22 protein-coding genes are annotated in these 24360 nt (G+C 67.1%); 11 read left to right on the top strand and 11 right to left on the bottom strand.

Translation table 11 applies throughout. From position 1 onward, the window contains the following. Positions 1–23: 23 nt before the first annotated feature. The gene (locus Y958_RS06475; RefSeq protein ID WP_244909399.1) at positions 24–974 is read right to left on the bottom strand and encodes an alpha/beta fold hydrolase; all 951 of its coding nucleotides are present in this window, start codon (positions 972–974) and stop codon (positions 24–26) included. Between the two features lie 132 nt (positions 975–1106). On the opposite strand from Y958_RS06475, the gene Y958_RS06470 reads away from it, so the two are divergent. Then, positions 1107–1976 carry an AraC family transcriptional regulator gene (locus Y958_RS06470; RefSeq protein WP_088871352.1) on the top strand — a complete coding sequence of 290 codons (870 nt, stop codon included), beginning with the start codon at positions 1107–1109 and terminating at the stop codon, positions 1974–1976. Between the two features lie 33 nt (positions 1977–2009). Here Y958_RS06470 and Y958_RS06465 read toward each other — a convergent pair whose 3' ends face one another. Next, on the bottom strand, positions 2010–2222 hold the full coding sequence (locus Y958_RS06465; protein ID WP_088871351.1) for a hypothetical protein: 213 nt from the start codon (positions 2220–2222) through the stop codon (positions 2010–2012). 213 nt (positions 2223–2435) lie between these two features. On the opposite strand from Y958_RS06465, the gene Y958_RS06460 reads away from it, so the two are divergent. Further along, on the top strand, positions 2436–3149 hold the full coding sequence (locus Y958_RS06460; RefSeq protein ID WP_186291288.1) for an FkbM family methyltransferase: 714 nt from the start codon (positions 2436–2438) through the stop codon (positions 3147–3149). A 53-nt stretch (positions 3150–3202) separates the two neighbouring features. Here the strand turns inward: Y958_RS06460 and Y958_RS06455 are convergent, their stop codons facing one another. Beyond that, positions 3203–3994, bottom strand: coding sequence for an RNA methyltransferase (locus Y958_RS06455; protein WP_088871349.1), 792 nt, complete (start codon positions 3992–3994; stop codon positions 3203–3205). A gap of 31 nt (positions 3995–4025) precedes the next feature. After that, entirely contained in the window at positions 4026–5648 is a 1623-nt protein-coding gene (gene cimA / locus Y958_RS06450; protein ID WP_088871348.1) for a citramalate synthase, read from the bottom strand. Between the two features lie 424 nt (positions 5649–6072). Here cimA and Y958_RS06445 point away from each other — a divergent pair, with 424 nt between their 5' ends. Further along, on the top strand, positions 6073–7779 hold the full coding sequence (locus Y958_RS06445) for a methyl-accepting chemotaxis protein (RefSeq protein WP_088871347.1): 1707 nt from the start codon (positions 6073–6075) through the stop codon (positions 7777–7779). A 59-nt stretch (positions 7780–7838) separates the two neighbouring features. Here the strand turns inward: Y958_RS06445 and Y958_RS06440 are convergent, their stop codons facing one another. Further along, positions 7839–8228, bottom strand: coding sequence for a VHL beta domain-containing protein (locus tag Y958_RS06440; protein ID WP_186291287.1), 390 nt, complete (start codon positions 8226–8228; stop codon positions 7839–7841). Between the two features lie 808 nt (positions 8229–9036). Between Y958_RS06440 and Y958_RS06435 the strand changes: the two genes are divergently transcribed. Further along, positions 9037–10125 carry a tetratricopeptide repeat protein gene (locus tag Y958_RS06435; RefSeq protein WP_088871345.1) on the top strand — a complete coding sequence of 363 codons (1089 nt, stop codon included), beginning with the start codon at positions 9037–9039 and terminating at the stop codon, positions 10123–10125. Position 10126: 1 nt separating this feature from the next. Here the strand turns inward: Y958_RS06435 and cysS are convergent, their stop codons facing one another. From cysS to Y958_RS06420, 3 genes are all read right to left on the bottom strand, one after another. Then, on the bottom strand, positions 10127–11500 hold the full coding sequence (gene cysS / locus Y958_RS06430; protein WP_088871344.1) for a cysteine--tRNA ligase: 1374 nt from the start codon (positions 11498–11500) through the stop codon (positions 10127–10129). 57 nt (positions 11501–11557) lie between these two features. Further along, positions 11558–12904, bottom strand: coding sequence for a glutamate--tRNA ligase (gene gltX, locus Y958_RS06425; protein ID WP_088871343.1), 1347 nt, complete (start codon positions 12902–12904; stop codon positions 11558–11560). Between the two features lie 166 nt (positions 12905–13070). Continuing rightward, entirely contained in the window at positions 13071–13499 is a 429-nt protein-coding gene (locus tag Y958_RS06420; RefSeq protein ID WP_145727813.1) for a hypothetical protein, read from the bottom strand. A 297-nt stretch (positions 13500–13796) separates the two neighbouring features. Between Y958_RS06420 and Y958_RS06415 the strand changes: the two genes are divergently transcribed. Next, positions 13797–14453, top strand: coding sequence for a DsbA family oxidoreductase (locus Y958_RS06415; protein WP_088871341.1), 657 nt, complete (start codon positions 13797–13799; stop codon positions 14451–14453). Positions 14454–14472: 19 nt separating this feature from the next. Here the strand turns inward: Y958_RS06415 and Y958_RS06410 are convergent, their stop codons facing one another. Further along, positions 14473–15090, bottom strand: coding sequence for a hypothetical protein (locus Y958_RS06410; RefSeq protein ID WP_145727812.1), 618 nt, complete (start codon positions 15088–15090; stop codon positions 14473–14475). A gap of 59 nt (positions 15091–15149) precedes the next feature. Here Y958_RS06410 and Y958_RS06405 point away from each other — a divergent pair, with 59 nt between their 5' ends. Next, a complete protein-coding gene (locus Y958_RS06405; protein ID WP_088871339.1) occupies positions 15150–16061 on the top strand; it encodes an alpha/beta fold hydrolase in 912 nt (303 codons plus the stop codon). Between the two features lie 136 nt (positions 16062–16197). Here Y958_RS06405 and Y958_RS06400 read toward each other — a convergent pair whose 3' ends face one another. Further along, on the bottom strand, positions 16198–17472 hold the full coding sequence (locus Y958_RS06400; protein ID WP_088871338.1) for a hypothetical protein: 1275 nt from the start codon (positions 17470–17472) through the stop codon (positions 16198–16200). 276 nt (positions 17473–17748) lie between these two features. Further along, the gene (locus Y958_RS06395; protein WP_244909398.1) at positions 17749–18660 is read right to left on the bottom strand and encodes a 3-keto-disaccharide hydrolase; all 912 of its coding nucleotides are present in this window, start codon (positions 18658–18660) and stop codon (positions 17749–17751) included. Positions 18661–18898: 238 nt separating this feature from the next. On the opposite strand from Y958_RS06395, the gene Y958_RS06390 reads away from it, so the two are divergent. The 5 genes from Y958_RS06390 to Y958_RS06370 all read left to right on the top strand — a co-directional run bounded on the left by Y958_RS06390 (position 18899) and on the right by Y958_RS06370 (position 24348). Then, a complete protein-coding gene (locus tag Y958_RS06390; protein WP_088871336.1) occupies positions 18899–19960 on the top strand; it encodes a serine hydrolase domain-containing protein in 1062 nt (353 codons plus the stop codon). A gap of 155 nt (positions 19961–20115) precedes the next feature. Further along, positions 20116–20610, top strand: coding sequence for a Csu type fimbrial protein (locus Y958_RS06385; protein WP_040850017.1), 495 nt, complete (start codon positions 20116–20118; stop codon positions 20608–20610). A gap of 143 nt (positions 20611–20753) precedes the next feature. Continuing rightward, positions 20754–21458, top strand: coding sequence for a fimbrial biogenesis chaperone (locus tag Y958_RS06380; protein ID WP_186291286.1), 705 nt, complete (start codon positions 20754–20756; stop codon positions 21456–21458). Further along, a complete protein-coding gene (locus Y958_RS06375) occupies positions 21455–23854 on the top strand; it encodes a fimbria/pilus outer membrane usher protein (protein ID WP_244909397.1) in 2400 nt (799 codons plus the stop codon). The genes Y958_RS06380 and Y958_RS06375 overlap by 4 nt, the downstream gene beginning before the upstream one ends. After that, the gene (locus Y958_RS06370; RefSeq protein WP_088871334.1) at positions 23851–24348 is read left to right on the top strand and encodes a Csu type fimbrial protein; all 498 of its coding nucleotides are present in this window, start codon (positions 23851–23853) and stop codon (positions 24346–24348) included. Before Y958_RS06375 ends, Y958_RS06370 begins: the two co-directional genes overlap by 4 nt. Positions 24349–24360 lie beyond the last annotated feature (12 nt).

Genomic DNA, 24360 nt, shown 5'->3' with positions numbered 1-24360 from the left:
TTAACACAACCAGGTTCTGATAACTAGTGGCTAATGAAGGATTCCACCGCCGCCAGGAAGGCCTTGGGCGTCTCGATCATGGGGGCGTGGCCGCTGTCGGGAATGGTGACCAGCTTGGCCCCCGGAATGCCGTCGGCATAGAACTGGCCATCCGCCGGGGGCAGCAGCTTGTCTTCCGCCCCCCAAACCACCAGGGTGGGGATGGTGATGTCCTTCAGCTTGCCATCCACCGTCTCGTTCAGCAGCGCCGGGTTGCTGTAGACGGCATGGATGGTCCAGGCGTCGCCCTTGGACAGGCTCCAGGCGAAGCCGCGCTTCAGGGCCGCCGGCCCGTTGGACCAGCGCGGGTCATGGAAGATGGCGCCCAGCATGGCCTTCTGCCCCGCCAGCGAGGCGGCGGGGGGCGGGGCGTCGGCGCCCGCAGGCTTCGGGCCGAAGGCCTTGGCCATGGTGTCGTGCCGGCCGGCGGCGTCGCACAGCACCAGCTTGAACGGCTTGGGCAGGGCGAAGGCGGGATCGGCGGCGATGCCGTCCAGGGCCTGGATGGTGTATTGCGCCGAAATCCAGCCGCCCAGGGATTCGCCCATCAGGGTGAAGTCCGTCACCTTCTTCTGGCGCAGGAATTCGCCCAGGAAATCCACCCAGGTCTGGATGGCATAGTCGATCATGGGCTTGTCCGAGGCGCCGAATCCCAGTTGGTCCAGCGCCAGCACGTGGTGGGTCTTGGCGAGGTCGGCCATGACCTTGCCCCAATCGCCCTGCGCGCTGCTGCCCAGGCCATGGACCAGCACCAGCGTCGGGCCCTGCCCCGCCTCGTAATATTTGATGGACGCGCCGAACAGCTGGATGGTCTGGGCCTCGCTCTTCGCCGCCCGTCCGGCGGCGGCGGGTTGCGCAGCCGCGTGCCCGTCCCCCGGCGCCACAAGGGGCGCCATCGCCAAGGCGGCCGCCAGCATCGCCGCCCGTATCATCATCCTTGACCGCATTGGGTTCCCCGCATCGTTGGCCACCCCATCGGGGCCGGTAGGACAACAGGGTGCCTTTCTCTCCCCCAAAACAGCAAGACCGGTCAGGACGGAGATGTCGGCATTGGTCATAGTGCCGGCATGACCCTGCCCCGCCCCGACCGCCTCGCCGACCTCTTGTCCTGGATCGAGGACAATTTGGACCAGCCGCTGACGCTGGACGCCATCGCCGACCGCATGGCGCTATCGCCCTATCATTTCTCCCGCCTGTTCACGGCCCGCATGGGACGCAGCGTCATGGCGTATGTCCGGGGGCGGCGGCTGGTCAAGGCGGCGCGGCGCCTGACCTCCGAGCCGGAGGCGCGCCTGATCGACCTGGCGTTCGATTGCGGCTTCGACTCCCAGGAAGCATTCACCCGCGCCTTCGGGCGCCTGTTCGGTGTCTCGCCCGGCCGGTTCCGGCAAGGCTACTCCGCCACCCCCTTTGAAGGACAATATCCCATGAGCCTGCCCGAAAGCGCCGATGTCGACGTCATCCGACTACCCGACCTGGTCTCCCTGGACGCCTTCACCGTCGCCGGCCCGTCGCGGCGCTTCGACGGCGCCACCAAGGCTACCATCCCCCAGCTCTGGCCGGCGCTGATCGGCGCCCTGCCCTTCGCCGGGCAGGAGCCCAGCTGGGCCACCTACGGCGTGGTGTGGGCGGCGGACCGCTCGGAAGGCAGCTTCGATTACATGGCCGGCGTCCGCGTCGCCCCGGACGCCACACCGCCGGCGGGGTTCACCACCCTGCGCATCCCCGCCGCGACATACGCCGTGTTCCGCATCACGCTGAACGGCGGCCCCCTGCACCCCCAGGTCAAGGCGGCCATGGACCGCATCTGGGGCGAGCTGATGCCGGCATCGGGCCTGAGGGTGGCGGACAGCCCGGACTTCGAGCTTTACGACAGCGAATTCGCCCCCACCCGCCCCGGCGCGGTCATCGATTTCCACGTGCCCGTGGTGGCGTGACGGAAACACGCGGATCGGCCCTACCGGCACGCGTTACAGGGAATTCCGCATCTTGGCGACGGGTTCCAGCAGATAGCCAGTGATGAAGATGGCCAGGAAGAACGGGCGGGCGTGGAACTTGTCCCGTTCCCCCATGCGGACGATGCCCTTGCGCCCGCCCTCGGCATCGGTGGAGAACCACCACAGGGTCAGGCCGCTGACCGCCAGCACCAGCAGGCCCACAACCAGCAGGTAGGCCGAGATCATCTTCAGCCAATTCAGCCCAGGTCATGTCCGGCACAATCCCCTACCCCCGCCAACCATCCCAATCGGCACAAAAGCTTGCCGCAAACCTCCTGGCAGAGGAGCCCCTGAGGAGGGCACCACCCGAAAGAACACGCAAAAAGAGATATTTAACTTCACAACTAACGCTCATTAATATATTTTGGACATATATGCAAATTTATGGGGCAGTCTCATATGATTCGGCTAAACGTCTTTGAGAGTTTTCCCGCCCATCAATATTTTGAAATCATTCGCGATCCCTATTTAAAGATCATCTATGCGCAATTCGCGGAAGATGCCCTGGTTGCCGATATTCTTTTTTACGATATTCAGCGCCCGCATGGCGGTTTCTATGTGGATGTTGGCGCCTTCCATCCACGCCGGCAATCCAATACGCAACTTCTGCGGCATATGAGCTGGCGAGGCATGAACATCGACGCGAACGTCGATGTGATCAACCTCTTCAATCAGGACCGGCCGGACGACATCAACATCTGCACCGGCGTCGGCCCCACCGAGGGCGAACTCGTCTATCACATGTTCGACAGCACCGGCATGAACACCCTGAGCCCGGAAACGGCGGAAGAGTGGACGCGTATGGGGCGCAAGAAGACCGGAACCCGGGTCGTACCGGTCAAGACCATCAATCAGATCCTGGATGAGAACCTGCCTAGCGGCCAAAGCATCGACTATATGAACATCGATCTGGAAGGGTTCGACCGCGCCGTCGTCGCCAGCCTGGACCTGGACCGCTACCGCCCCTCGGTCATCAGCATCGAGATTCACGATATCGACATCCTGAACCTGGGCAACGACCCCACCGTCGCCCGGCTGACGCAGTATGGCTACAAGCTGGCGGCGATCGCACGGGTCACCTACATCTTCGCGCTTAAGAAGCAGGCGGCCTAAACACGAAGGGCGGCCGTGGGGTCGCCCTTTATCCAGAGTCCGGCGACGCGGCCTTACTTGCGCTTTTCCTTCAGGCCCACCAGCGCCTTGATGACGCCATGCAGGGTGCGCACCTCCTGCTCTGTCATGTGGGCGCGCTGCAGCATGTTGCGGATGTTGCGCACCATGCTGGGGCGCTTTTCCTCGCTGGTGTAGAAGCCGGTGGCGTCCAGCTCCAGCTCCAGGTGCTCGAACAGGTTGACCAGTTCTTCCTTGGTCGCGGGGCGGGAGTTGCCGGTGTAGAGCTGCCGCTCCGGCCCCTCATAGCCGGCCTGGAACCATTCGTGCGCCACCAGCAGCACGCACTGCGCCAGGTTCAGGGAGGAGAAGCCCGGGTTCAGTGGGATGGTGATGATGGTGTCGGCCAGCGCGATGTCGTCATTGACCAGGCCCGTGCGCTCCGGCCCGAACAGGATGCCGACGCCGCGGCCCACCTGGGCGTGCGCCCGCATCTCCGTCGCCGCCTCGCGCGCCGTCAGCACGGTCTTGACCATGTAGCGGGGGCGCGCCGTGGTGGCGTAGACCTTCTGCAGGTCGGCGATGGCGTCCTTGGTGCTCTCGTACACGCGGGCCTGGTCCAGCACCAGGGTGGCGCCGGCCGATGCCGACACCGCCTTCTCGTTGGGCCAGCCGTCGCGCGGATTCACTAGGCGCAGGTCGGTCAGGCCATGGTTCAGCATGGCCCGCGCCACGGTGCCGATGTTCTCCCCCAACTGGGGCTCCACCAGGATGACGGCCGGGCCCGCGCCCTCCTCCGTCCCTTCAGCCTGGGATTTGGCGAGCATACGGCGGTCGGTTCCACTCATGGCACTTGGGTCCTGAAACTGCTGGCGTCCCTCAGGCGGTGGGGACGGTGGCCCCCGCGCGGTAGAGACAATAGGTGATGCTGTCAAACAGCGCGTTGAACGACGCGTCGATGACGTTGGCCGATACCCCGACGGTAACCCAAGGGGCGCCGTCCGGCATCCGCGTTTCGATCATGACGCGGGTCACCGCCTTGGTGCCGTCCTGGGGGGTCAGGATGCGGACCTTGTAGTCGACCAGCCGCATCCCGTCCAGATGCGGGTAGGCGGGGATCAGGGCCTTGCGCAACGCCGTGTCCAGGGCGTTCACCGGGCCGTTGCCCTCCGCCACCGTCATCAGGGCATCGGCCACACCCGGCACCTCCAGCTTGGCGGTCGCCTCCGACAGGGTGACCAGCTGCCCCTGGGCGTTCCAGCGCCGCTCATCCAGCACGCGGAAGGAGATCAGGCGGAAATAGTCCGGCAGGGTGCCCAGCGTGCGCCGCGCCAGCAGCTCGAAACTGGCCTCGGCGCCGTCATAGGCGTAGCCCTCGAACTCCCGCCGCTTCACCGCCTCCACCAAGGCACCCACGCGCGGGTCGCCGGGCTCGATGCTGATGCCCACCTCGCGCAGGCGGGCCAGGACGTTGGAGCGGCCGGCCTGGTCCGACACCACGACGTGGCGCCGGTTGCCCACCGCCTCCGGCGGCACATGCTCATAGCTGGTGGGGTCCTTCTCCACCGCCGAGACGTGCAGGCCGCCCTTATGCGCGAAGGCGCTTTCGCCGACATAGGCGGCGTGGCGATTGGGGGCGCGGTTCAGCCGGTCGTCCAGCAGGCGGCTGACATGGACCAGGCGGCGCATCCCCTCCCCGTCCACGCCGGTCTCATACCCCATCTTCAGGGACAGCGTGGGAATAAGGGAGATGAGGTTGGCGTTGCCGCAGCGCTCGCCCAGGCCGTTCAGGGTGCCCTGGATCATGCGGGCACCGGCGCGCACCGCCGCCAGGCTGTTGGCCACGGCGTTCTCGGTGTCGTTGTGGCAATGGATGCCCAGCCGGTCGCCCGGGATGATCCGGGCCACGGCCGCCACGATGGCCTCCACCTCATGCGGCAGGCTGCCACCATTGGTGTCGCACAGCACCACCCAGCGGGCCCCGCCCTCATACGCCGCGCGCACACAGGCCAGGGCGTAGTCCGGGTTTGCCTTGTAGCCGTCGAAGAAATGCTCCGCATCAAACAGCGGCTCGCGCCCCCGGGCCGCCGTCTCCGCCACGCTGTCGCGGATCAGGTCCAGGTTCTCGCCGCGCGGGATGTTCAGGGCCACATCGACATGGAAATCCCAAGTCTTGCCCACCAGGCAAACGCCGGCGCCCGGCACCCCGTCCGTGGCGTTGAACAGGGCGTTCAGTCCCGGGTCGTTGCCGGCGCTGCGCCCCGGGCGGCGGGTCATGCCGAAGGCCGTCAGCCGCGCCCGCTTGAAGCGGGGCGGGTCGGCGAAAAAGGCGTCATCCGTGGGGTTGGCCCCCGGCCAGCCGCCCTCGATATAGTCGATGCCCAACGCATCCAATTCCCGCGCGATAGCCGCCTTGTCGGCCGCGGTGAAGTCCACACCCTGGGTCTGCGCGCCGTCGCGCAGCGTGGTGTCGTACAGGTAGATGCGGGGGCGATCGCTCATAACCAGGCCAGATAACGTAATGGAGTTGCGACAATGGCCCATCGCACGCAACGAAGCAACCTTGGAAGCCCTCAAGGACGGACATGGCGGCCCTGCCGGACGCGGTGCGCCTTGATCCGGCGCCACCGGGAAATGGATCGCGGGACATTGGTAAAAACCGCCAGGCGCTTCCGAATGTGATTGGCTGTGGCATCCGGCGGCGCCTGCCCAGCAGAATTAACCAATCAAATTAATGAAAACCTCCACACAGATGTTGCCTTCTTTTGTTCAGCACCTATACTTTTTGCATAGGGAAGTTCTTGGATCATTCTAGTTAATATCGAAAATTTTATCGAATTTTACTCCCAAGCAACCACACCTCCGCCGGCCTTGCTCTTTATTTTCCCTGTTCCAGCATCCGTTCCCCTTCTCAAGGAAACCGCCCATGACGCTTTGGCTGAACCTGTCGCTGCGCGCCAAGGTCCTCCTCTCCTTCCTGGCCGTCCTGGCCTTCATGGCGGCCCTGGGCGGCACCTCGCTCTGGACGCAGGCCAGCCTGGGGCGGACGACGGACACCCTGGCCGGCCAGGCGCTGCCCAACGCCGTGCGGCTGGGGGAGCTGATGGAAAGCCTGAATCGCTATCGCCGCCTGGAACTGCGCCTGGCGCTGGCCGCCGCCGTGCACGACGCCGGCGATGTCAAAGGAGCGGAGGATGATTTTCCCAAGACCCGGGCGGCGGTGGAAACGGCCATCCGCGATTATGCCGCCAACGTCAACGCCGGCAGCCCGGACGGACACTTCCTGCGCACCTTCACCGAGGCCTGGCAGCGCTACACCGCCGCCACGGCCAAGCTGGTGGGCCTGATCGATGCGCATGACGATGCCGGCATGCAGAGCTTCGCCTCCGGCCCGCTGAAGGACGCCTTCCGCGCCGTCATCAGCCCCCTGACGGACACGCTGGACTGGAACGCCCGCCATGGGCAGGAACTGGCGCGGACGGCGAACGCCACCCGCGAGGCGGCGCGCACCGCCGTGCTGGGGGCGCTGGCCGCCAGCCTGGCTTTGGGGCTGGTGGTCATCCTGGCCATGTCGCGCACCGTGGCCCGGCCCCTGACCGCCATGGCGGACGCGCTGGGCCGACTGGCGCGCGGTGACCTGGAGGGGGCCGTGCTGGCCCAGCAGGAGCGGCGGGACGAGGTCGGCCTATTGGGCCGGGCGCTGTCCGTCTTCCGCGACAATGCCCTGGCCGTGCGGCGGCTGGAACAAGAACAGACGGCCCTGCGCACCCAGGCGGAGCGGGAGCGCAAGGCGGCCCAGGCCGCGGTGGCGGACGCCTTCGAGGCCCAGGTGGCCAGCCTGATCGATGCCCTGGCCGCCGCCGCCCGCGAGATGAAGGACACGGCGGAGTCCATGGCGGAGGCGGCAGGCGTCACCCGCGACCGCTCCAGCGCCGTCGCCGGCACCGCCCTGCAGACCTCGGCCAACGTGCAGATGGTCGCCACCGCGTCGGAGGAACTGGCCGCCACGGTGCAGGAGATCGCGCGTCAGGTCGAACGCTCCCGCCTGCAGGCCCAGGACGCCATCGCCGACTGTGCCGCCTCCACCGAGGTGGTGGGCCAGTTGCGGGACAGCACCAGCCGTATCACCGAGGTGGTTGAGATCATCGCCGGCATCGCCGCGCAGACCAACCTGCTGGCCCTGAACGCCACCATCGAGGCGGCGCGGGCGGGTGAGGCCGGCAAGGGCTTCGCCGTCGTGGCCGGCGAGGTCAAGGCGCTGGCCACGCAGACCGCCAAGGCGACGGAGGACGTGACCGCCCAGGTGCAGCGCATCCAGGGCTTGAGCGAGCGCACGGCCGCCGCCATCGCCGGCATGCAGCGCGCCATCACCGGCATGGCCGACATCGCCATGGCCATCGCGTCGGCCGTGGAGGAACAGACCGCCGCCACCCGTGAGGTGGCCCGCGGCATCAACGAGGCCGCCACCGGCACCGAGGACATGTCGCGCGACATCACCCAAGTCAGCGCCGCGGCCACCACCACCGGCAGCGCCGCCACCCAGATCAAGGGAACGTCCGGCAAGCTGGCGGAACACGCCGACGTGCTGACCGGCGCAGTGGAACGGTTTCTGGGGACGGTGCGGGCGGCGTGAGGGGACGGGAAGATGGGAGGGCGGCATGGACCCGCAGGACCGACGCCGCCCGCCGGCGCTTATTCGACCTGGCAGCCCTGCTGCTCGTAGGCGAAGTCGCCGCCCTGCAGGGAGATCTTCATTTTGCAGGCCGAGGCCTGCACCGGGCGGATGGGGCCCAGGCAAACGGCGCCACTGGGCGTGAACGCCTCCAGATACCAGATGTGGCCGACATAGGTGACGAAGTCTGCCGTCTGCTTGGGCTGCAGGGTGGTGTAATGGGTCAGGACCCCATCGAAGCCCGCCCACAGCACATTGATCTGGCTGTTGGTGGTGTTCTGCAGGCTCAAGCCGGACTTCACGCGCGTCTGGGGCGACGGCTCCTGTTGATTGTCGCATTGCTGCGCACTGGCATACGAGGCGGACAGCAAGGGGAAAGCGAGGGCGCAGAAGAAAGCGAATTTACGCATGATCGATCTCCTCAATACCTGATATTTCATTAGGCGTAAGCAAATAGCGGCCACAGAAACTTTGCTGCCGATCTTTAATCTTTTTAATTACTGAATCCGTTTGAAGCATTGAGCATGCCGAGAAGTCGAGCGAGGTCCCATATAGAACTCACAACGGGGAGTTACTCATATTTCATCGATTTATACATCAGTTCGGGCAACTACGCAAAAACAGCACGCAATACGCCCTCGGCAAACCAGAGGGAGGGCAGGATTCAGCCGCGCCATCCGAGGTATCGGAAATTTTCCATCCAAACAGGTTCTTTATAATTCTAATTTCCGCCTAACGTTCCTTCGTCACATAGGAAACAGCCATGCCGAATCCGTCATTTTTGGGAATGACTCCTTCCAGTCAAAATAAACCGCGCGCTAACGGCTCCACTGGATCGGCACATCGACTTTTTCCTGCACCATCCTCCTAGCCGAATGTTGGCATGATTGGCGACGGATGATGCCGATCCATGCCCTATGCTGGATGGCTTCTTGTCATACCGGGAGGGAGCGGCCGGCGCCATCTCGGCAGCAATGGGAAGAGAGGACAGGGCACCGCGGCGGCGCCCCAGCCTGATCGAAAGGGAATGGACCGCGCGGCGGCTGCAACAACCCCTTGGTCTTTGGTGGGGTGGCGTATGGCGCGCGCCGTATCCCTTCCTCCATAGCCTTGATCCGCCGCCCCTGCCCAGAAGGCCCCCCGCCCCGGCCGCGCGTTGACAGCCCTGGAGGCAGTCCCCACCTTTGGCCGGCCCCCTTCGCAGGAAGCCCCCCTCGCATGCCGGCGCACACAGCAATTCCCTTCGCCGATCCAGCCTTCATGAATCCCGCCTTCCCGGACTCCCGCGGGTTCCATCGGCAGGGGCGCGGCCTGATCGACCAGGGCCGTCCCGAGGACGCGCTGCCCGTCTTCCAGCATGCGGCCCTGTTGGCCCGGCAAGGCGACGGCCAAGGGGTCGTGGATGCGGACCGCCTGGGCCGCATCCTCTATGACGTGGGTTATTGCCTATACGACCTCGGCCGCATCGACGAGGCGCTGGCGGAGTTCCAGGACGCCGTGGCGGCGGCGGAACAGGGCGACGCCCAAGGGCTGGTGCACGGCGACAACCTGGCCGCCTGCCAGCACCTGGTGGGGACCTGCCTGGCCCGCCTGGGCCGGGATACGGAGGCGCTGGCCTGGTTCCAACAGGCGGCGGAGGCTGCCGACCGGGGCGATGCCCAGGGCCGGGTGGACCGCGAGGCCGTAGGCCACAGCCTGCACCAGGCCGCCGCCTGCCTGGCGCGCCAGGGCCAGCCCGACCAGGCCCTGCCCTGGCTGCAGCAAGCCGTGGCCGCCAAGGAGCAAGGCGACGGCACCGCGCGCGTGGACCACGCCAGCCTGGGCGCCAGCCTGCACCTGATGGCGGACTGCCTCTACGCCTTGGGCCTGATCGAGGACGCGCTGGTCTGGTTCCAGCGCAGCGTCCAGGCGCTGGAGCGTGGCGCCCCCGATACCCCCGTCAACCACGACGACGTCGGCCGCGCCCGCCTGCGCGTCAGCCACTGCCTGATGGACCTGAAGCGCCCGGCCGACGCCCTGCCCTGGGCATTGGCCGCCGTCACGGCGGTGGAGGACGGCGATGCCGCCGGGCGGGTGAACCTGGAGGGCCTGTGTCACGCCCTGCAGGCGGTGGGCGACACCCTGGCCAGCATGGGCCGCTTCGACGAGGCCATGGACTGGTACCGCCACGCCGCCGAAACCGCCGAACACGGCGACCCCGCCGGCCTGGCCGCCACCCTCACCGCCGGCGCCGCCTGCCTGCGCAAGCTGGGCCGGACGGAGGAGGCCGCGGCGTGGGAGCTGAGGGCCAGGACGCCGGTGGGCTAGGCTACGCCCGCTTCCAGGTCGTGCCCTGGGGCCCGTCCTCCAGCACCACGCCCTGGTCCAGCAGATCCTTGCGGATGCGGTCGGCCTCGGCAAAGTTCTTCGCCGCGCGGGCGTCCTTGCGCGCCTGGATGGCGGCCTGGATGGCGGCCTCGTCCAGGCCCTCCGCCCCCTTGGGCGTCCAGCGGAACCAGGCCTCGGGGTCCTGGGTCAGCAGGCCCATCAGGTTGGCTGCGGCCTTGAAGCTGGCGGCCACGGCCCGGCGGGCGCCTTCATCCGTCTCCTTGTGGAAGCGGTTGGCCAGCTCGTGCAGCAGGCTGAAGGCCAGCGGCGTGTTCAGGTCGTCCTCCAGCGCCGCCAGAACCTCATCAGGCACTTTGGCCGCCGGCACAGTACCGGCGGCCCGCAGCACGCCGTACCAGCGGTCCAGCGTGGCCCTGGCCTGGCGCAGGCCTTCCTTGGAGAAGTCCAGCGGCTGGCGATAATGGGCCTGCAGCAGGGCCAGGCGCAGGGCCTCGCCCGGCACCTCGTCCAGCAGCTCGGCCACGGTGAAGATGTTGCCCAGCGACTTCGACATCTTGTCGCCGGACATGGTCAGGAAGCCGGCGTGGACCCAATAGTTGGCCATGACCGGGGTGCCGTGGGCGCAGCGGCTTTGCGCGATCTCGTTCTCATGGTGGGGGAAGATCAGGTCCAGCCCGCCGCCGTGCACGTCGAACACCGGGCCCAGGTGGGCGGCGGTCATGGCGCTGCACTCGATATGCCAGCCGGGGCGGCCTCGGCCCCAGGGGCTATCCCAGCCCGGCTGATCCTCGGCCGACGGCTTCCACAGGATGAAGTCGGCCGGGCTTTTCTTGTAGGGCGCCACCTCCACCCGCGCACCGGCGATCATCTCATCCTGGCTGCGCCGCGACAGGCGGCCGTAGTCGGGCATGGACGGCACGTTGAACAGCACGTGGCCCTCGGCGGCATAGGCGTGGCCGCCGGCGATCAGCCGCTCGATCATGGCTATCATGGCGTCGATGTGCCCGGTGGCGCGCGGCTCCACGTCCGGGCGCAGCAGGTTCAGGGCGTCCATGTCGGCATGGAACTGCGCTGTCGTCGTCTCCGTCACCGTCTCGATGGACTGCCCCAACGCCTTGGCCCGGTCCATGATCTTGTCATCGACGTCGGTGATGTTCCGGGCGTAGGTCACGGTCGGGTACAGATGCTTCATCACCCGCGCCAGCAGATCGAAGGCGGTGAAGGTGCGGCCGTTGCCGATATGGGCGTAGCTGTAGACGGTGGGGCCGCAGCAATAGATCCGCACATGGCTGGCGTCGACGGGCACGAAGACTTCCTTCGCGCGGGTGAGCGTATTGTAGAGCTGAAGCGCCATGTGGGGTTAACCTGGGTTGGAAGAAAACGACGATACCGGTTTGATAACATGAACGATTTAGGCGGTCTGGCCGGACAGCCGCGCCAGTGTCCGCTCCCGCCCGATGAGGGGCAGCAGGGTCTTCAGTTCCGGCCCATGCTCCAAGCCTGTCAGCGCCAGGCGCAGGGGCATGAACAGGGCCTTGCCCTTGGCGCCGGTGGCGGCCTTCACCGCGTCCACCCACTGGCCCCAGGTGTCGGGACCCCAGGGGGCGGCGGGCAGCAGGCCGGCAGCGGCCTCCAGGAAGGCGGCGTCGGTCACCACCGGTGCCAGCGGCGCGTGGGTGATGTCCCACCAGCCCTTGGCCTCCGCAACATGGGTGATGTTGGGGCGCACGGCCAGCCAGAAGGCTTCATCCGCCCCCGCCATGCCCAGGGCCGGCAGGCGGTCCGCCACCGCCGCGTAGGGCATGTGGTGCAGGATCTGGGCGTTCAGGCGGTGCAGATCCTCCGCATCGAACTTGGGGGTGCCGCGCCCGACCTTGGCCAGGTCGAAATCGGCCACCAGTTCCTCCAGCGTGCCCCGGGCCTCCACCGCGTCCGACGTGCCGATCTTGGCCAGCAGCGACAGGATGGACAGGGGCTCCAGCCCCGACTCCTCGCGCAGGCTTTTCAGGCTCAGGCTGCCCAGGCGCTTGGACAGGCCAGCCCCGCTGGCGTCGGTGATCAGGGGGAAATGGCCGAAGGCGGGCACGGGGCCGCCCAGCGCTTCACAGAGCTGAATCTGCACGGCGGTGTTGGCCACATGGTCCTCACCCCGGATGACATGGGTGATCCCCAGCTCAATATCGTCCACCACCGAGGCGAAGGTGTACAGCGGCTGGCCATCCTCGCGGATCAGCACCGGGTCGCTGAGGTCCTGGCCCTGGAAGCGCTGGGTGCCCCGCACCAGGTCGTCCCAGACGACGGGTGTGTGCTCCAGCTTCAGCCGCCAATGCGGGCGGCGGCCCTCCGCCTCCAGCCGCGCGCGGTCGGCGTCGGTCAGGCGCAGGGCGGCGCGGTCGTACAGCGGCGGGCGGTGCTGGGCCAGCTGGGCCTTGCGCTTCAGGCCCAGCTCATCCGGCGTCTCATAGCAGGGGTAGAGGCGGCCGGCGGCCTTCAGGCGCTCCGCCGCGGCGGTATAACGGTCCAGCCGGTCGGACTGGCGGGCGTAGCGGTCCCATTCCAGGCCCAGCCAGCGCAGGTCCTCCTCGATGCCGGCGGCATATTCGGCCGTCGACCGCTCCCGGTCCGTGTCGTCCATGCGCAGCATGAAGCTGCCGCCCTGCTTGCGGGCGAACAGCCAGTTCATCACCGCCGCGCGGGCGTTGCCGATGTGCAGGCGGCCGGTAGGGCTGGGCGCGAAACGGACGGCGACAGGGCTCATGGGAAAAGCGGACCTTCAGGAAACGAACGGAAACCAGGGGCGGCAGCGATAGCATAGAAGCGGCGACAAACAAAAGGCGGAGCCGCCGGCCCCGCCCTGTCTTCTGTGAGCCTCTCAAACGGCGGGCGCCGGCCTCTTCGACGCTGCTGGGTCTATGCAGGCCTGTTCAGAACTTCTTGCGGTGGAAGGCGGCGGCCAGCGCCTTGACGGAGGCCGCCTGCTTCACCGTGCCCTCGCTCTTGGGCGGCGGGGCGCCATTCAGGATGGGCGGCTGGTTGGCCAGGCGGGTACCGCCCATGCGGGCGACAATGGCGTCCAACTGGGCCTGGGTCAGGCGCTGAGGGGCCGGGGCACGGCGGCTGGTGGCGCCACTGGGCGCCACGGCGGGCGCCATGGCGGGCACGGCCGGGCCGCCCCGGTATGCGCGCTCGATGGCGGCGCCGGTGATGCCCTTCAGGAAGGGCTTGCACAGGCCGCGCATGAGTTGCTCGTCCGCCAGCGCCCAGGCCATCAGGATGCGCTGCGCCTGGGCGCGGCTGCCCTGGGCCTGGGCCATGGCCTCCCGGATTTTCATGGTGACGTAGGTTTCGCTCATGGAACGGGCCCCCACCGGGCGGCGGTCCACGCCGGACCAGCCTTTCTAAATCGCCGCGCACTCACCATCTGGCGCCATCGACCAAAGCCGGCGGCATGCCCATATATGGCAGAGATAAGAAAAGTTTAGCGCAGGAGGCCTTGAACCGGAATGGAAAAGAAACTGTCCGCATCCGCGGGCCGCCGCCGCGCTGTAACCATCCTTGGTGTATAAACCATCGGATGAGGCTCGGCAGGCCGGCACCACCGCCGTATAGTCCCTCCACGCTCGCGACCTGGCCCCCACCACGACACCCCCATGCTGATCGAGATCGTCGCCGACTTCGTCTGTCCGTGGTGCTACATCGGCAAGCGCCGGCTGGAGCGCGCACTGGCCCAGCGCCCGACACAACAGCCGGAGGTGCGCTGGCTGCCCTTCCAGCTGGACCCCGACACGCCGCCCAGCGGCGTCGACCGCACCATCGACCAACTGGCCAAGTTCGGCAGCGTTGAGCGCATCCGCCAGGTGAACGCCCTGCTGGAACAGACGGCGGCGGCCGAGGGCCTGACCCTGAACCTGGACCGCATCCGCCGGACGCCCAACACGCTGGACGCCCATCGCCTGCTGCGCCACGCCGACGGCCAAGGGGGCGCCCACACCCAGAAGCTGGCCGCCGCGCTGCAGGCCGCCTTCTTCCGCGACGGCCGCGACATCGGCGACCGCGCCGTGCTGGCTGCCATCGCCGGGGAGGCGGGGCTGGACGCCGATGCCGCCGCCGCCTTTCTGCACAGCGATGCCGACCGCGACGCCCTGCGCCAGTCGCTGGCCACCGTGCGCCAGCTGGGCATCCAGGCGGTGCCCTGCTTCATCTTCAACCGCCTCTATTCCCTATCCGGCGCCCAGGAACCGGGCGCCTTCCTGCCCCTGCTGGACCTGGCGGGGGCGGAGGGCGTGGTGGCCAGCGCCGCGGGCTGAACCGGAACCATCGGCAACGTTATTGCAGACTGACCATGTAGAATCCACCCAACAAGGGCGAGACGCAGAGCAACGGCCCGGGCGTCCAATCCGGCATGGCGTCACATCGGGAGCGCACGGTTCGTGCCTTGGCCGGATCATAGATCAGGGTCTTGTCTCTTTCTGGGCCGCCCACTACGCCGAAGGTGCCCCAATGAAATTCCATATGCCGGGGCTGGCCTGGCGGGATATCCGCAACCACCCAGACGTAGTAGGGAACGCACAGGGCGAAGTGCAGGTAGTCGCCTGCGGTCATGGCCAACGCCATCAGCGGCCAGACCACCACCATCATGATCAGCCCGCGCAGCGCATCTTGGAACAGGAACAGACAGAAAAGCCGGCCCAATCCCCACAGCACAATCGGGCCACCGATGAGAAAGGAGAGGCAGACGGGCCCTGGCGTCGGCATCAGGGATACGATGGTGCTGCCGACCAGCACCGCCCCCACCGGCTGAAGCAGGAGCCGCCACCGTCCCGCAGGCCTGCACGCGGCATTATCCCCAATCTTCATTGTTTCCCCATACCCATACGCCTCACCAGCCCCACCTTTATCCAAGGAAGGGCAGCGCCGGGCCGGCAACTTTTCAGCAATTTTCATGCACACGGAGATGCCTGCCCTGTTGGGAACAGGCCTGCGCGCTGCTAGGTTTAATAGCCATGTCGACTACCGAACCCGAGATCGCCCATATCGCCACCCCGCTGCTGGACGTGGCCTACATCACCGGCGGGCCGGCCGACGGGCCGCCGGTGATGCTGCTGCACGGCTGGCCGGACGACGCCCACACCTGGGACCGGGTGGCGCCGGCCCTGTGGGAAGCGGGGTACAAAACGGTGGCGCCCTGGCTGCGCGGCTTCGGCCCCACGCGCTTCCTGTCCAGCCAGACCACCCGCTCCGGCCAGATCGCCGCCCTGGCTCACGACGCTCTGGACCTCGCCAACGCCCTGGACTGGCAGCGCTTCAGCATCATTGGTCACGACTGGGGCGCCCGCATCGCCTATTTCCTGGCCGCCGTGGCGCCCGACCGCCTCTGCCGCATCGCCGCCTTGTCGGTGGGGTGGGAGCCGGGCAGCCTGCCCACTCCACCCCTGCCCCAGGCCCAGCGCTACTGGTACCAGTGGTTCCTGACGACGGAGCGCGGGGCGGAAACCATCTGCCACGACGGCAAGGCGTTCGCCCGCTATCAATGGGACAGCTGGAGCCCCGCCGGGTGGTATGAGGAGGCGGAGTTCGAACGGACGGCGGCGGCCTTCGAGAATCCCGACTGGGCCGCCATCACCCTGCATTCCTACCGCGTGCGCTGGGACGAGGCCAAACCCGACCCGCGCTATACCGAGATGGAAAAGCGCCAGCGCGCCGCCCGCACCCTGGCCGTGCCCACCCTGATGATCCAGGGCGGGGACGACCGCTGCACCCTGCCCGCTACGACGGAGGTCAATGAGGGCCATTTCACCGGCCCCTACCGCCGCGTGGTGCTGCCCGGCGTGGGCCACTTCCCGACGCGCGAGGCGCATGATGAGGTCAGTCGCCTGCTGCTGGATTTCTTGGGGACGGAGATGGCAGGGGCCTGATCCTGATTGCCATGTCCAGCCTCCTCTTCAGAGGCCTCGCACACCCATAAAGTTGTCAGACAGACTCTAAGAAGAAAGCCCGGCCCCTTCGGGAGCCGGGCTCGCTCTGTTGTCGATATCGATGCGCCGAGGATGTTCAATCCGGGCTGCCACCGACGAAGGTGAACGATCCCAGAAACAGTTCGGCCGCATCGCCATCCAGCAACGTCCGATGGTTGCGGGCCGCCAGGACAACGGCTTTGGCATGGTTCGGATTGTCGTCCTGCACCTGCCAGAAGGTGCGGATCTCGACGACAGCTTCCGGGGGCAGCCGTCCGTTGAGGCCCGGCACGTCCAGCGTCACTTCCAGCCTTCCGTCATATTTGGGATTGATTACACCCTCGGCGATGATCACGGCGCTGGCGCTGGAGATGTGGACGGGACCGCTGTTGATTTCCACCCCCCCGTGCTGTTTCTCCTCGGTCCGGAGCTGGACGACGGAGCCAAGGGGCAGGTTGGAGACATGCGCTTCGAAACGAAAGCGCTCCGGCGTATCGTCCCGGTTCGTGAAATACAGGAAGTTCTTGGACTGGGTCGGCTGCGCGACATTGTGCCAGGCTGACGCCAGATCGTTAAGCAACCAGGTGGCGATGCTGAAATTGGCGTCGTCGGGCAGGGGGTTGGTATAATAGGCCGTCTGGGCCAGCACGGAGATGCAATTATGCTCGCCCGGATCGGCGGCGAAGTTAAACAGGAACGGGTCGAAGGTCACGCCGATCTGGCCGGAAGGCAGGACGGGACTGATCGAACTGGCCTTGATCGCGGATGTCGAGCTGCCTGTCTCCGTGCTCAGTGGGTTCCACTTGGACGGCGGAGTCACTGACCCTTTGTAGTTGTATGCGACGAAATTACCTTCAAGACCACCCGGGTAGAGGTTCTTGGCCCGCAGATAGAGATAGTTCAGGCCACGCACCGGTTGTTCCCATGGATTGGTGCCATAGGATTGGGCGGTCAGGAAGGTGCCGGGGTCGTCCACGCGCTGGCGGCGGGCGATCACGTCCGGGGAGCTGTAATAGTCATTGGTAACGGCCGGATATTTCCCGACGTCTTGCAGGTTCTTGCGGACCAACAGGCCGTGCCAGCTGGCGTAGGTGACATTCGCCGCATTGGTGATCTCGATGTCGGACCAACCGGCGGTAGAGGCACGCAGCCAAGCCTTGATGGAGCCTGCACCGGAAACGCTGTCGGCCCAGACAGCGGCCAGTATTGTGGAAAAATCATCAATCTTTACCTGGGGAAAGCGCTTATAGATCTTAGGGGACGCAACGAACGCAGTGTTGTTCTCATGAAAAAGAGTTTGGGCATATTGCAGTGTGGGCGCCGAAACAGCTTGGGCGAAAGCATTAACCTGCCGGTAGGCGATCATATTCATGGCGTGTCTCCTCGTTTCTGGACAAGGTATCTTGTCCAGCCGCTGGCGGTTGGTCTGCCGTCGGGCTTGGCCCGATCTTTTTAGGTGTGCCACGAGAGACTGGACCCACACGCAATAGGAGTCAATCATAATACGGTTTCTATGAAAGATAGTCGCACTACGCGAAAAACGCGTACTGGGTGCGCGAATGTCATTAACATAAACTTGATATGCGCGATGGTGATGCGGAGATGCAGGACCCCGCCGTTGAACCGAGGTTCAGTTCCGGTTCTGACCCTAATCCTGGACCACCCTGGGCAAGCGCGTGATCGGCTCCAGCGTGATGCGGCGGAAATAGGTTTCCGCTCCTTCGGACTGCAGCTGGATGCGGCCGTGGGTCAGAGGCATCCAGCCCGCGCCCTCCCGCATCCGCAGGTCGCGCACCACCATCACCGGCACGCCGTTCACCACGTGCACCGCCTGGTCGCCCACGACATAGAGGTCCAGCACGTTCCACTCCCCCACCGGCTTTTCGGCGTTGCTGCCGGCCTCCACGTTCCAGGCCGGCTGCTGCACGGTGACCGCCCGGCCGCCCATCATGTAGCGGCGCTGGGGATCGATCAGCGCACGGTCGCGCCCCACCTCGGTCATCGCCGTCACGTTGGGGCCCACGGGCACCACCATGCCGACGGAGCCCAGCATGATCTCGAACTCTGCCGCCGCCATCCAGGTGCCGTAGACGGCGCCCGGCGCGCCATGGCTATGGTACAGCAGGCCGTTGTTCCAGGGCAGGTCCAGGCGCGGGGCGTAGCGGGTCTTGCCCCACTTGTATTCCAGGCGCAGATGATAGTTGGCGTAGTCGCCCCGGTTGACGATGCCGCCCCAGGTCTGCCCGGTGATGAAGATCGCCGGTTCCCCCTCCTCCGTCACCACATGGAAAATCTTGGCGATGGCGGCCTTGTCGGCGCCGATGGAGCTCTGGCCGGGCTGGGCCAGGTAGGTGCGCGCCGGATCGGGATAGCCCAGCCAGGCGTCCCAATCATTCAGGTCGCGGCCGTTGAACAGGCTGACCGCCGGACCGGCTGGGGCCGGCACGTCCACCAGGCGCAGGCTTTGCGGCTGGAACGGCGGATCCCCCGCCAGCACGGCCTCCAGCGCCGGATTGTCCGCCGCCTTGTCCGCCGCCCGGGCCGGGGCCGCGCCGCCCATCCCCATCCCCATCCCTACCGCCAGAACCAGTGCCCACGCCGCCCGCATCGCCATGTCGCCTCCCAAAACCTTGGTGATTGTCTAAATGTTATCGATTTCATAGCAGCGATGCGGGCGAAACGTCAGGGAATTCATTCCGCCGACGCGAAGTGGCCCCACCCCTCCATGCGCGGATGGCCGTTGTCCCCATCACCGGACTCGGCAAGGCTGCGCCCCTCAACCAAGGGGGAGTGGCGGTATGGACGGGGGATGGTGCAGCCGGCGGGCGGTGCTGGGTGGCTTGGCGGGGACGGCGTTCATGGGCGTCACGCCCGCAACAGCCGGCGCGGGGGAGGTTTCCTCGGCCAGGCTGACCGCCCTGCTGGACAGCCGGCGCGATGATCCCCATCCCGACCTCAAGGGCGTGGTGGTGCTGCGGCATGGCCGGGGCATCGCCGAGGCCTATTACAACGGCGATGACGCCACCACCCTGCACGACATCCGCTCCGCCACCAAAAGCCTTACCAGCCTGCTGATGGGCATCGCCATCGATCGCGGCCGGGTGGCAGGCGTGGACGCCCCCATCGCGCGCTACCTGCCAAGCCCCCTACCCTCAGGATGGGAGGCCATCACCATTCGCGACCTGCTGACCATGCGCTCCGGCCTGGCGGCCGACGACACCGACCCCGCCTCGCCCGGCAATGAGGACACGCTGGATGAGGCGGGGGAGAAGACCGGCGACTGGGCCGGCGCCGCCCTGGCCGTGCCGGTGCGCGAGCCGCCGGGCCGCACCTATCAGTACTGTTCCCTCAATGCCTTCCTGGTTGGGCTGATTGTGGAGTGCGCCACGGGCCAAAGCCTTGACAGGCTGGCGCAGGAGGCCCTGTTCGGCCCGCTGGGCATCGCGGCCCACAGCTGGCGCCAGCTTCCCGGCCGCCACGGCACCGGCCAGGGCAACCTGTCGATCACCGCCCGCGACGCCGCCACCATCGGCCAGATGGTCCTGAATCAGGGGACCCATAACGGCCGACGTGTCATCAGCCAACGGTGGCTGAGCGACAGTCTGGCCCGCATCCACCCCATTGCCGCCAGCGACCCCTACGCCGATTTCTATGGCTATATGTGGTACGCCAAGGATGAGCCCCTGGGCGATGGCCGCATCGTGCCCGTCCACTTCGCCTCGGGCAACGGCGGCAACAAGATCTACGTGGTGCCATCGCTGGACTTGGTGGTAGCCGTTACCTCCAGCGCCTACGGCAAGGGCTATGGCCAGCGCCGGTCGCAGGATATTCTGCTGTCCATCCTGAAGGCCATGCCATGAGCAGGCCGCCAACGCGCCGGTAGGCATGGGGGAAACGTTCCCTAAATTTTCCGGTTCATAGGATCGATTAAATCAACCCCTGACTGCGCCAAATCAAGGACAGGGGCTGGGTGGCGGAATAAGCATGCGGAACTCTCCAACAAGGGGGTACCGCCATGCCTCGGTTACTTAGCTTCGTCTTCTTCGGCATCGCCCTTATCACTTGGTCCCCGGCGCGGATGGCCCACGCGCAGGCAACGGCGACCACCACGTTCCAGGTGACGGCAACCGTCCGGGCGACCTGCCAGGTCAGCGCCACAGCCCTCGCCTTCGGCACCTATACCGGGGCCTCGGTGGACGCCACGTCCATCATTTCCGTCACCTGCACCAACACGACGGCCTATAACATCGGGCTGGACGCCGGCAGTGCCCCGGGCGCCACGGTCACCACCCGGCAGATGACGGGCCCGTCCGGCGACATGTTGAACTATGGGCTCTACCGCGATACCGGCCATAGCCAGAACTGGGGCATCACCGTCGGCACCGACACGGTCACCGGCATTGGCTCCGGTTCCCTGCAAACGGTGACTGTCTACGGCCGGCTGCCCGCATCGCAGTTCGTCACGCCGGGGGCCTACTCCGACACCATCACCGCGACCGTCAGCTACTGACCACGGCAGGGCGCAGCATCGCCCGCCACTCCCTATCGGCTCCATCTCTCGAAACGCGTGGGGGCAAAATGAAGGATTCCCGGAACCCGTCTCGACGACGCCCGCATGGCGTGCCCCGTTCCGCCCCCCTCTGGCGATCGCTGTTGGGCGGGGTAGCCCTGGTTGCGGTGGCGGCACTTTCGCCGGCCGCCGGGGCCCAAAGCCTCACGGTGCTGCCGGTGACCATGCAGCTGGCCCCGGGCCAGACGGCGGTGGCCTTCACCGTCATCAACCAGAGCGACACCGAGGCCTCGTACCAGATCCGCGGCTTCCGCTGGAGCCAGGTGGACGGCAACGATCAGTTGACGCCGACCGAGGAATTGCTGGCCAGCCCACCCATCGGTACCATTCCCGCCGCCACCAGCCAAGTGGTCCGCATCGCCGTGCGCCACCCGCCACAGGGCCGGGAAGCCAGCTACCGCATTCTGCTGGACCAGATCCCGCCGCCGGCCGACCCCGGCACCGTCCGCATCGCCCTGCGCCTGTCCATCCCCATCTTTGCCGAACCCAGCACCCGGATCGCATCCCATGTGCGCTGGCAGGTGGAGAATAACGGCGGCGAGGCCTACCTGGTGGCCACCAATGACGGCAACCGGCATGAGACCGTCCGCAATATCGTCCTGACAGCGCCCGACGGTCGCGCCGTGAAGGCGGAAGACAATGTATCGCCCTACATCCTGCCGGGGTCCACGCGCCGCTGGCGCATGCCCGGGCTGGCCGCCCCCGCCGCCGGCAGCACACTGCGCCTGACGGCGCGGGCCGACAGCGGCGCGCTGGATCAGCCGGTCACGGTGGCCGCCGCGCGATGAGCCCGCCCCGATGGCTGCGGCGGGCCTGCGCCGCTGCGGCCATCGCCCTGCTGCCTCAGGCCGTGCTGACGCTGCCTATGGCGATGGCCGATGAACTCCGCCTGCTGGAGATCGTGATCAACGGCTACCCCACGGGCAAGATCGGGGAGTTCGTGATGCGTGACGGTGCCCTTTTCGCCCGTCTGGACCAGCTGCGGGACCTGGGGCTGCGACTACCGCCCGAGACGCCGGCGGATGCCCAAGGACTGGTGCCGTTGGCGGGGACGCCTGGGCTGGATATCCGCATGGAAGCCAGCACCCAGACCCTGTACGTGACGGCGACGGATGAGCGGCTGGTGCCGGCCCTGCTGCTCCCCGCACACCAGCCGCAGCCGCCGGCCGGCACCGTGCAAAGCGCCACCGGCGCCACCTTGAACTATGACCTGGCCGGCAGCACCAGCGGCGGCCCCAGCGGCAGCCAAAGTCTGGCCACGGGCCTGTTCGACCTGCGTGGCTTCTCCCCCTGGGGCGTGATTTCCACCGGCCTGCTGGCGCGCGCTGGCGGCACCACGGGCAGCAACGGCGCCTTCCAGGCGCTGCGTCTGGACAGCGCCTACGTCTATTCCGACCCCGACAGCCTGCGCCGCTATCGCCTGGGCGACTTCGTCGGCGGCGGCACCGCCTGGACCCGGCCCGTGCGCCTTGGCGGCGTGCAGATCAATTCCGACTTCTCAATGCGGCCGGACCTGACCACCTTCCCCGTCCCCTCCGTTCTGGGCTCCGCCGCCGTTCCCTCGACCGTCGATGTCATGGTCAACAGCACGCGCCTGTTCTCCAGCCAGGTGACGGCGGGGCCCTTCCAGGTGCCCACCCTGCCGATGATCACCGGCGCGGGCACGGTGGCCATGACCCTGACCGATGCCCTGGGCCACCAGGTGACCAGTCGCCTGCCCTTTTACGCCAGCAGCAACCTGCTGTCCGCCGGGCTGCAGGCCTATTCGGCGGAGGTGGGGGCGGTGCGCCGCGACTGGGGCCTGCAGAGCAACAATTATGGACGGCTCACGGGGTCGGCCACCTACCGCCGCGGCCTGTCAAACGCGGTCACGGTGGAAGGCCATGTCGAGGGGGCCGGCGGCCTGGCCATGGGCGGCATCGGCGCAGCCGTGAACGTGGCCGACTTCGGCGTGCTGACGCTCAGTGCCGCCGGCAGTGCCGGCAATGGTGCCCAATTCTCCGCCGGGTTCCAGCGCATGGGCGAGGACATCAGCTTCAATGCCTCCATCACCCGCGCCAACCGGGGCTACCGCGACATCGCGGCACTGACCGGCGATGGCGTGGCCCACCAGCAGATCAACGCAGGCCTGAGTTTCGCGCTGGGGCCCTACGGCTCACTGGCGCTCAGCTATACCGGACTGGACCGCGACGCCAGCGCCACGCCGTTGACCTTCTATGCCCGCGACACCTTGCTGTCGGGCACCACCGTGTCGGTGTCGCCGGCCACCCACGCCCATGTGCTGTCGGGCAGCTATTCGGCGCAACTGGGATCACTGACCCTCGCGGCTACCGGCTTCCATGATTTCGCCACCGGACGCAGCACCGGCCTTCTGCTGACGCTGACCCTGCCGCTGGGCAGCCGCAGTTCGGCCAGCGCCAGCCTGGGCGGCGGCTCCAGCGGGCTCTACGGTCAGTTGCAGGCCAATCAATCGGCCAACGAGACAGGGGATTACGGCTATCAGGCCTACGCCGCCGGCGGACAGCAAACCCACGCCTTCGCCGACCTGCAGTACCGCGCGCCCTGGGCCCTGCTGTCGGGCGGCGTGGACCACAGCGGCGAGGAGACCGCCGGTCGGGCCGAGATCCAGGGCGCCCTGTCGCTGCTGGACGGTGCCCTGTTCGCCTCCACCCCCATCAACGACAGCTTCGCCGTGGTGGATGCCGATGGCACCGCCGGCCTGCACGTCCTGGGGGAAAACCGTCCGGTGGGCGTGACCGACGGCGGCGGCCGCCTGCTGGTTCCGGATCTGCGCTCCTTCGATGCCAACCAGCTGGCCATCGATCCCACGGACCTGCCCATCGACATGGATGCCGCCACCACGGCCCAGACGGTGCGGCCGCAGGACCGGTCGGGCGTGGTGGTGCGCTTCCCCCTGCGCCGCGCCCACGGCGCGCTGCTGCGCCTGGTGGATGAGGACGGCCAGCCCCTGCCCATGGGCAGCGAGGCCATACTGGACGCCACCGGGGCGCGGACGCCGGTGGGATATGACGGCCTGGCCTACGTATTGGACCTGTCGGCGCGCAACCGCCTGACGGTGACCCTGCCCAACCGCCGGCGCTGCATGGCCGAATTCGACTATCAGGACCGGCCGGACGACATCCCCACCCTCGGTCCCCTGCTCTGCCGGAAGGAGGTGCCATGACCCGCCGTCCCTTGCCCCAGCGCCGCCGGACGCGCGGCTGGCGCACATGGCTGCCCACCGCCCTGCTGCTGGCGCTGGCCCTTCTGCTGATACCCCACAGGGCCCAGGCCCAGTGCACGGTATCGGTCACCACCCTGAATTATGGCACCTATATCCCCTTCCGTGCCTTCCCCACGAACAGCACGGGCGGCGTTACGGTGGACTGCACGGCGGCCCTGCCGGCCGGCTATACCGTCACGTTGAGCAGCGGCAACAGCGGCAGCTACAGCAGCCGCCGCATGCTGTACGGCGGTTATAACCTGAACTACCAGCTCTTCACCGACTCCCTGCGGTCCAACATATGGGGTGACGGCAGCGGTTCCACCCGTACCGTCGTCGGCGACTGCCTGTCGCCCTGCCATACCGTCCACCCCATCTACGGCAGCATGCCGGCCGGCCAGATCGTCCAGCCGGGGGCCTATTCCGACACGATCACCGTGACCGTCATATACTGAGGATGGCCACCC

Origin of the sequence: Nitrospirillum viridazoti CBAmc (assembly GCF_000730165.1) — a bacterium.
Lineage (GTDB): Bacteria > Pseudomonadota > Alphaproteobacteria > Azospirillales > Azospirillaceae > Nitrospirillum > Nitrospirillum viridazoti.
Note: the sequence above shows the minus strand (reverse complement) of the source record. Positions and strands in the feature narration are given on the sequence as shown.

Coding starts and splice junctions, on each gene's coding strand:
- Y958_RS06465 (WP_088871351.1), bottom strand. CDS start 2,222: ATGATCTCGGCCTACCTGCTGGTTGTGGGCCTGCTGGTGCTGGCGGTC.
- Y958_RS06420 (WP_145727813.1), bottom strand. CDS start 13,499: ATGAGCGAAACCTACGTCACCATGAAAATCCGGGAGGCCATGGCCCAG.
- Y958_RS06375 (WP_244909397.1), top strand. CDS start 21,455: ATGAGCCCGCCCCGATGGCTGCGGCGGGCCTGCGCCGCTGCGGCCATC.
- Y958_RS06400 (WP_088871338.1), bottom strand. CDS start 17,472: ATGAATATGATCGCCTACCGGCAGGTTAATGCTTTCGCCCAAGCTGTT.
- Y958_RS06470 (WP_088871352.1), top strand. CDS start 1,107: ATGACCCTGCCCCGCCCCGACCGCCTCGCCGACCTCTTGTCCTGGATC.
- Y958_RS06390 (WP_088871336.1), top strand. CDS start 18,899: ATGGACGGGGGATGGTGCAGCCGGCGGGCGGTGCTGGGTGGCTTGGCG.
- Y958_RS06415 (WP_088871341.1), top strand. CDS start 13,797: ATGCTGATCGAGATCGTCGCCGACTTCGTCTGTCCGTGGTGCTACATC.
- cysS (WP_088871344.1), bottom strand. CDS start 11,500: ATGGCGCTTCAGCTCTACAATACGCTCACCCGCGCGAAGGAAGTCTTC.
- Y958_RS06445 (WP_088871347.1), top strand. CDS start 6,073: ATGACGCTTTGGCTGAACCTGTCGCTGCGCGCCAAGGTCCTCCTCTCC.
- Y958_RS06455 (WP_088871349.1), bottom strand. CDS start 3,994: ATGAGTGGAACCGACCGCCGTATGCTCGCCAAATCCCAGGCTGAAGGG.
- cimA (WP_088871348.1), bottom strand. CDS start 5,648: ATGAGCGATCGCCCCCGCATCTACCTGTACGACACCACGCTGCGCGAC.
- Y958_RS06370 (WP_088871334.1), top strand. CDS start 23,851: ATGACCCGCCGTCCCTTGCCCCAGCGCCGCCGGACGCGCGGCTGGCGC.
- Y958_RS06395 (WP_244909398.1), bottom strand. CDS start 18,660: ATGGGCGGCGCGGCCCCGGCCCGGGCGGCGGACAAGGCGGCGGACAAT.
- Y958_RS06385 (WP_040850017.1), top strand. CDS start 20,116: ATGCCTCGGTTACTTAGCTTCGTCTTCTTCGGCATCGCCCTTATCACT.
- Y958_RS06475 (WP_244909399.1), bottom strand. CDS start 974: ATGATGATACGGGCGGCGATGCTGGCGGCCGCCTTGGCGATGGCGCCC.
- Y958_RS06435 (WP_088871345.1), top strand. CDS start 9,037: ATGCCGGCGCACACAGCAATTCCCTTCGCCGATCCAGCCTTCATGAAT.
- Y958_RS06440 (WP_186291287.1), bottom strand. CDS start 8,228: ATGCGTAAATTCGCTTTCTTCTGCGCCCTCGCTTTCCCCTTGCTGTCC.
- gltX (WP_088871343.1), bottom strand. CDS start 12,904: ATGAGCCCTGTCGCCGTCCGTTTCGCGCCCAGCCCTACCGGCCGCCTG.
- Y958_RS06460 (WP_186291288.1), top strand. CDS start 2,436: ATGATTCGGCTAAACGTCTTTGAGAGTTTTCCCGCCCATCAATATTTT.
- Y958_RS06410 (WP_145727812.1), bottom strand. CDS start 15,090: ATGAAAATTGCTGAAAAGTTGCCGGCCCGGCGCTGCCCTTCCTTGGAT.
- Y958_RS06405 (WP_088871339.1), top strand. CDS start 15,150: ATGTCGACTACCGAACCCGAGATCGCCCATATCGCCACCCCGCTGCTG.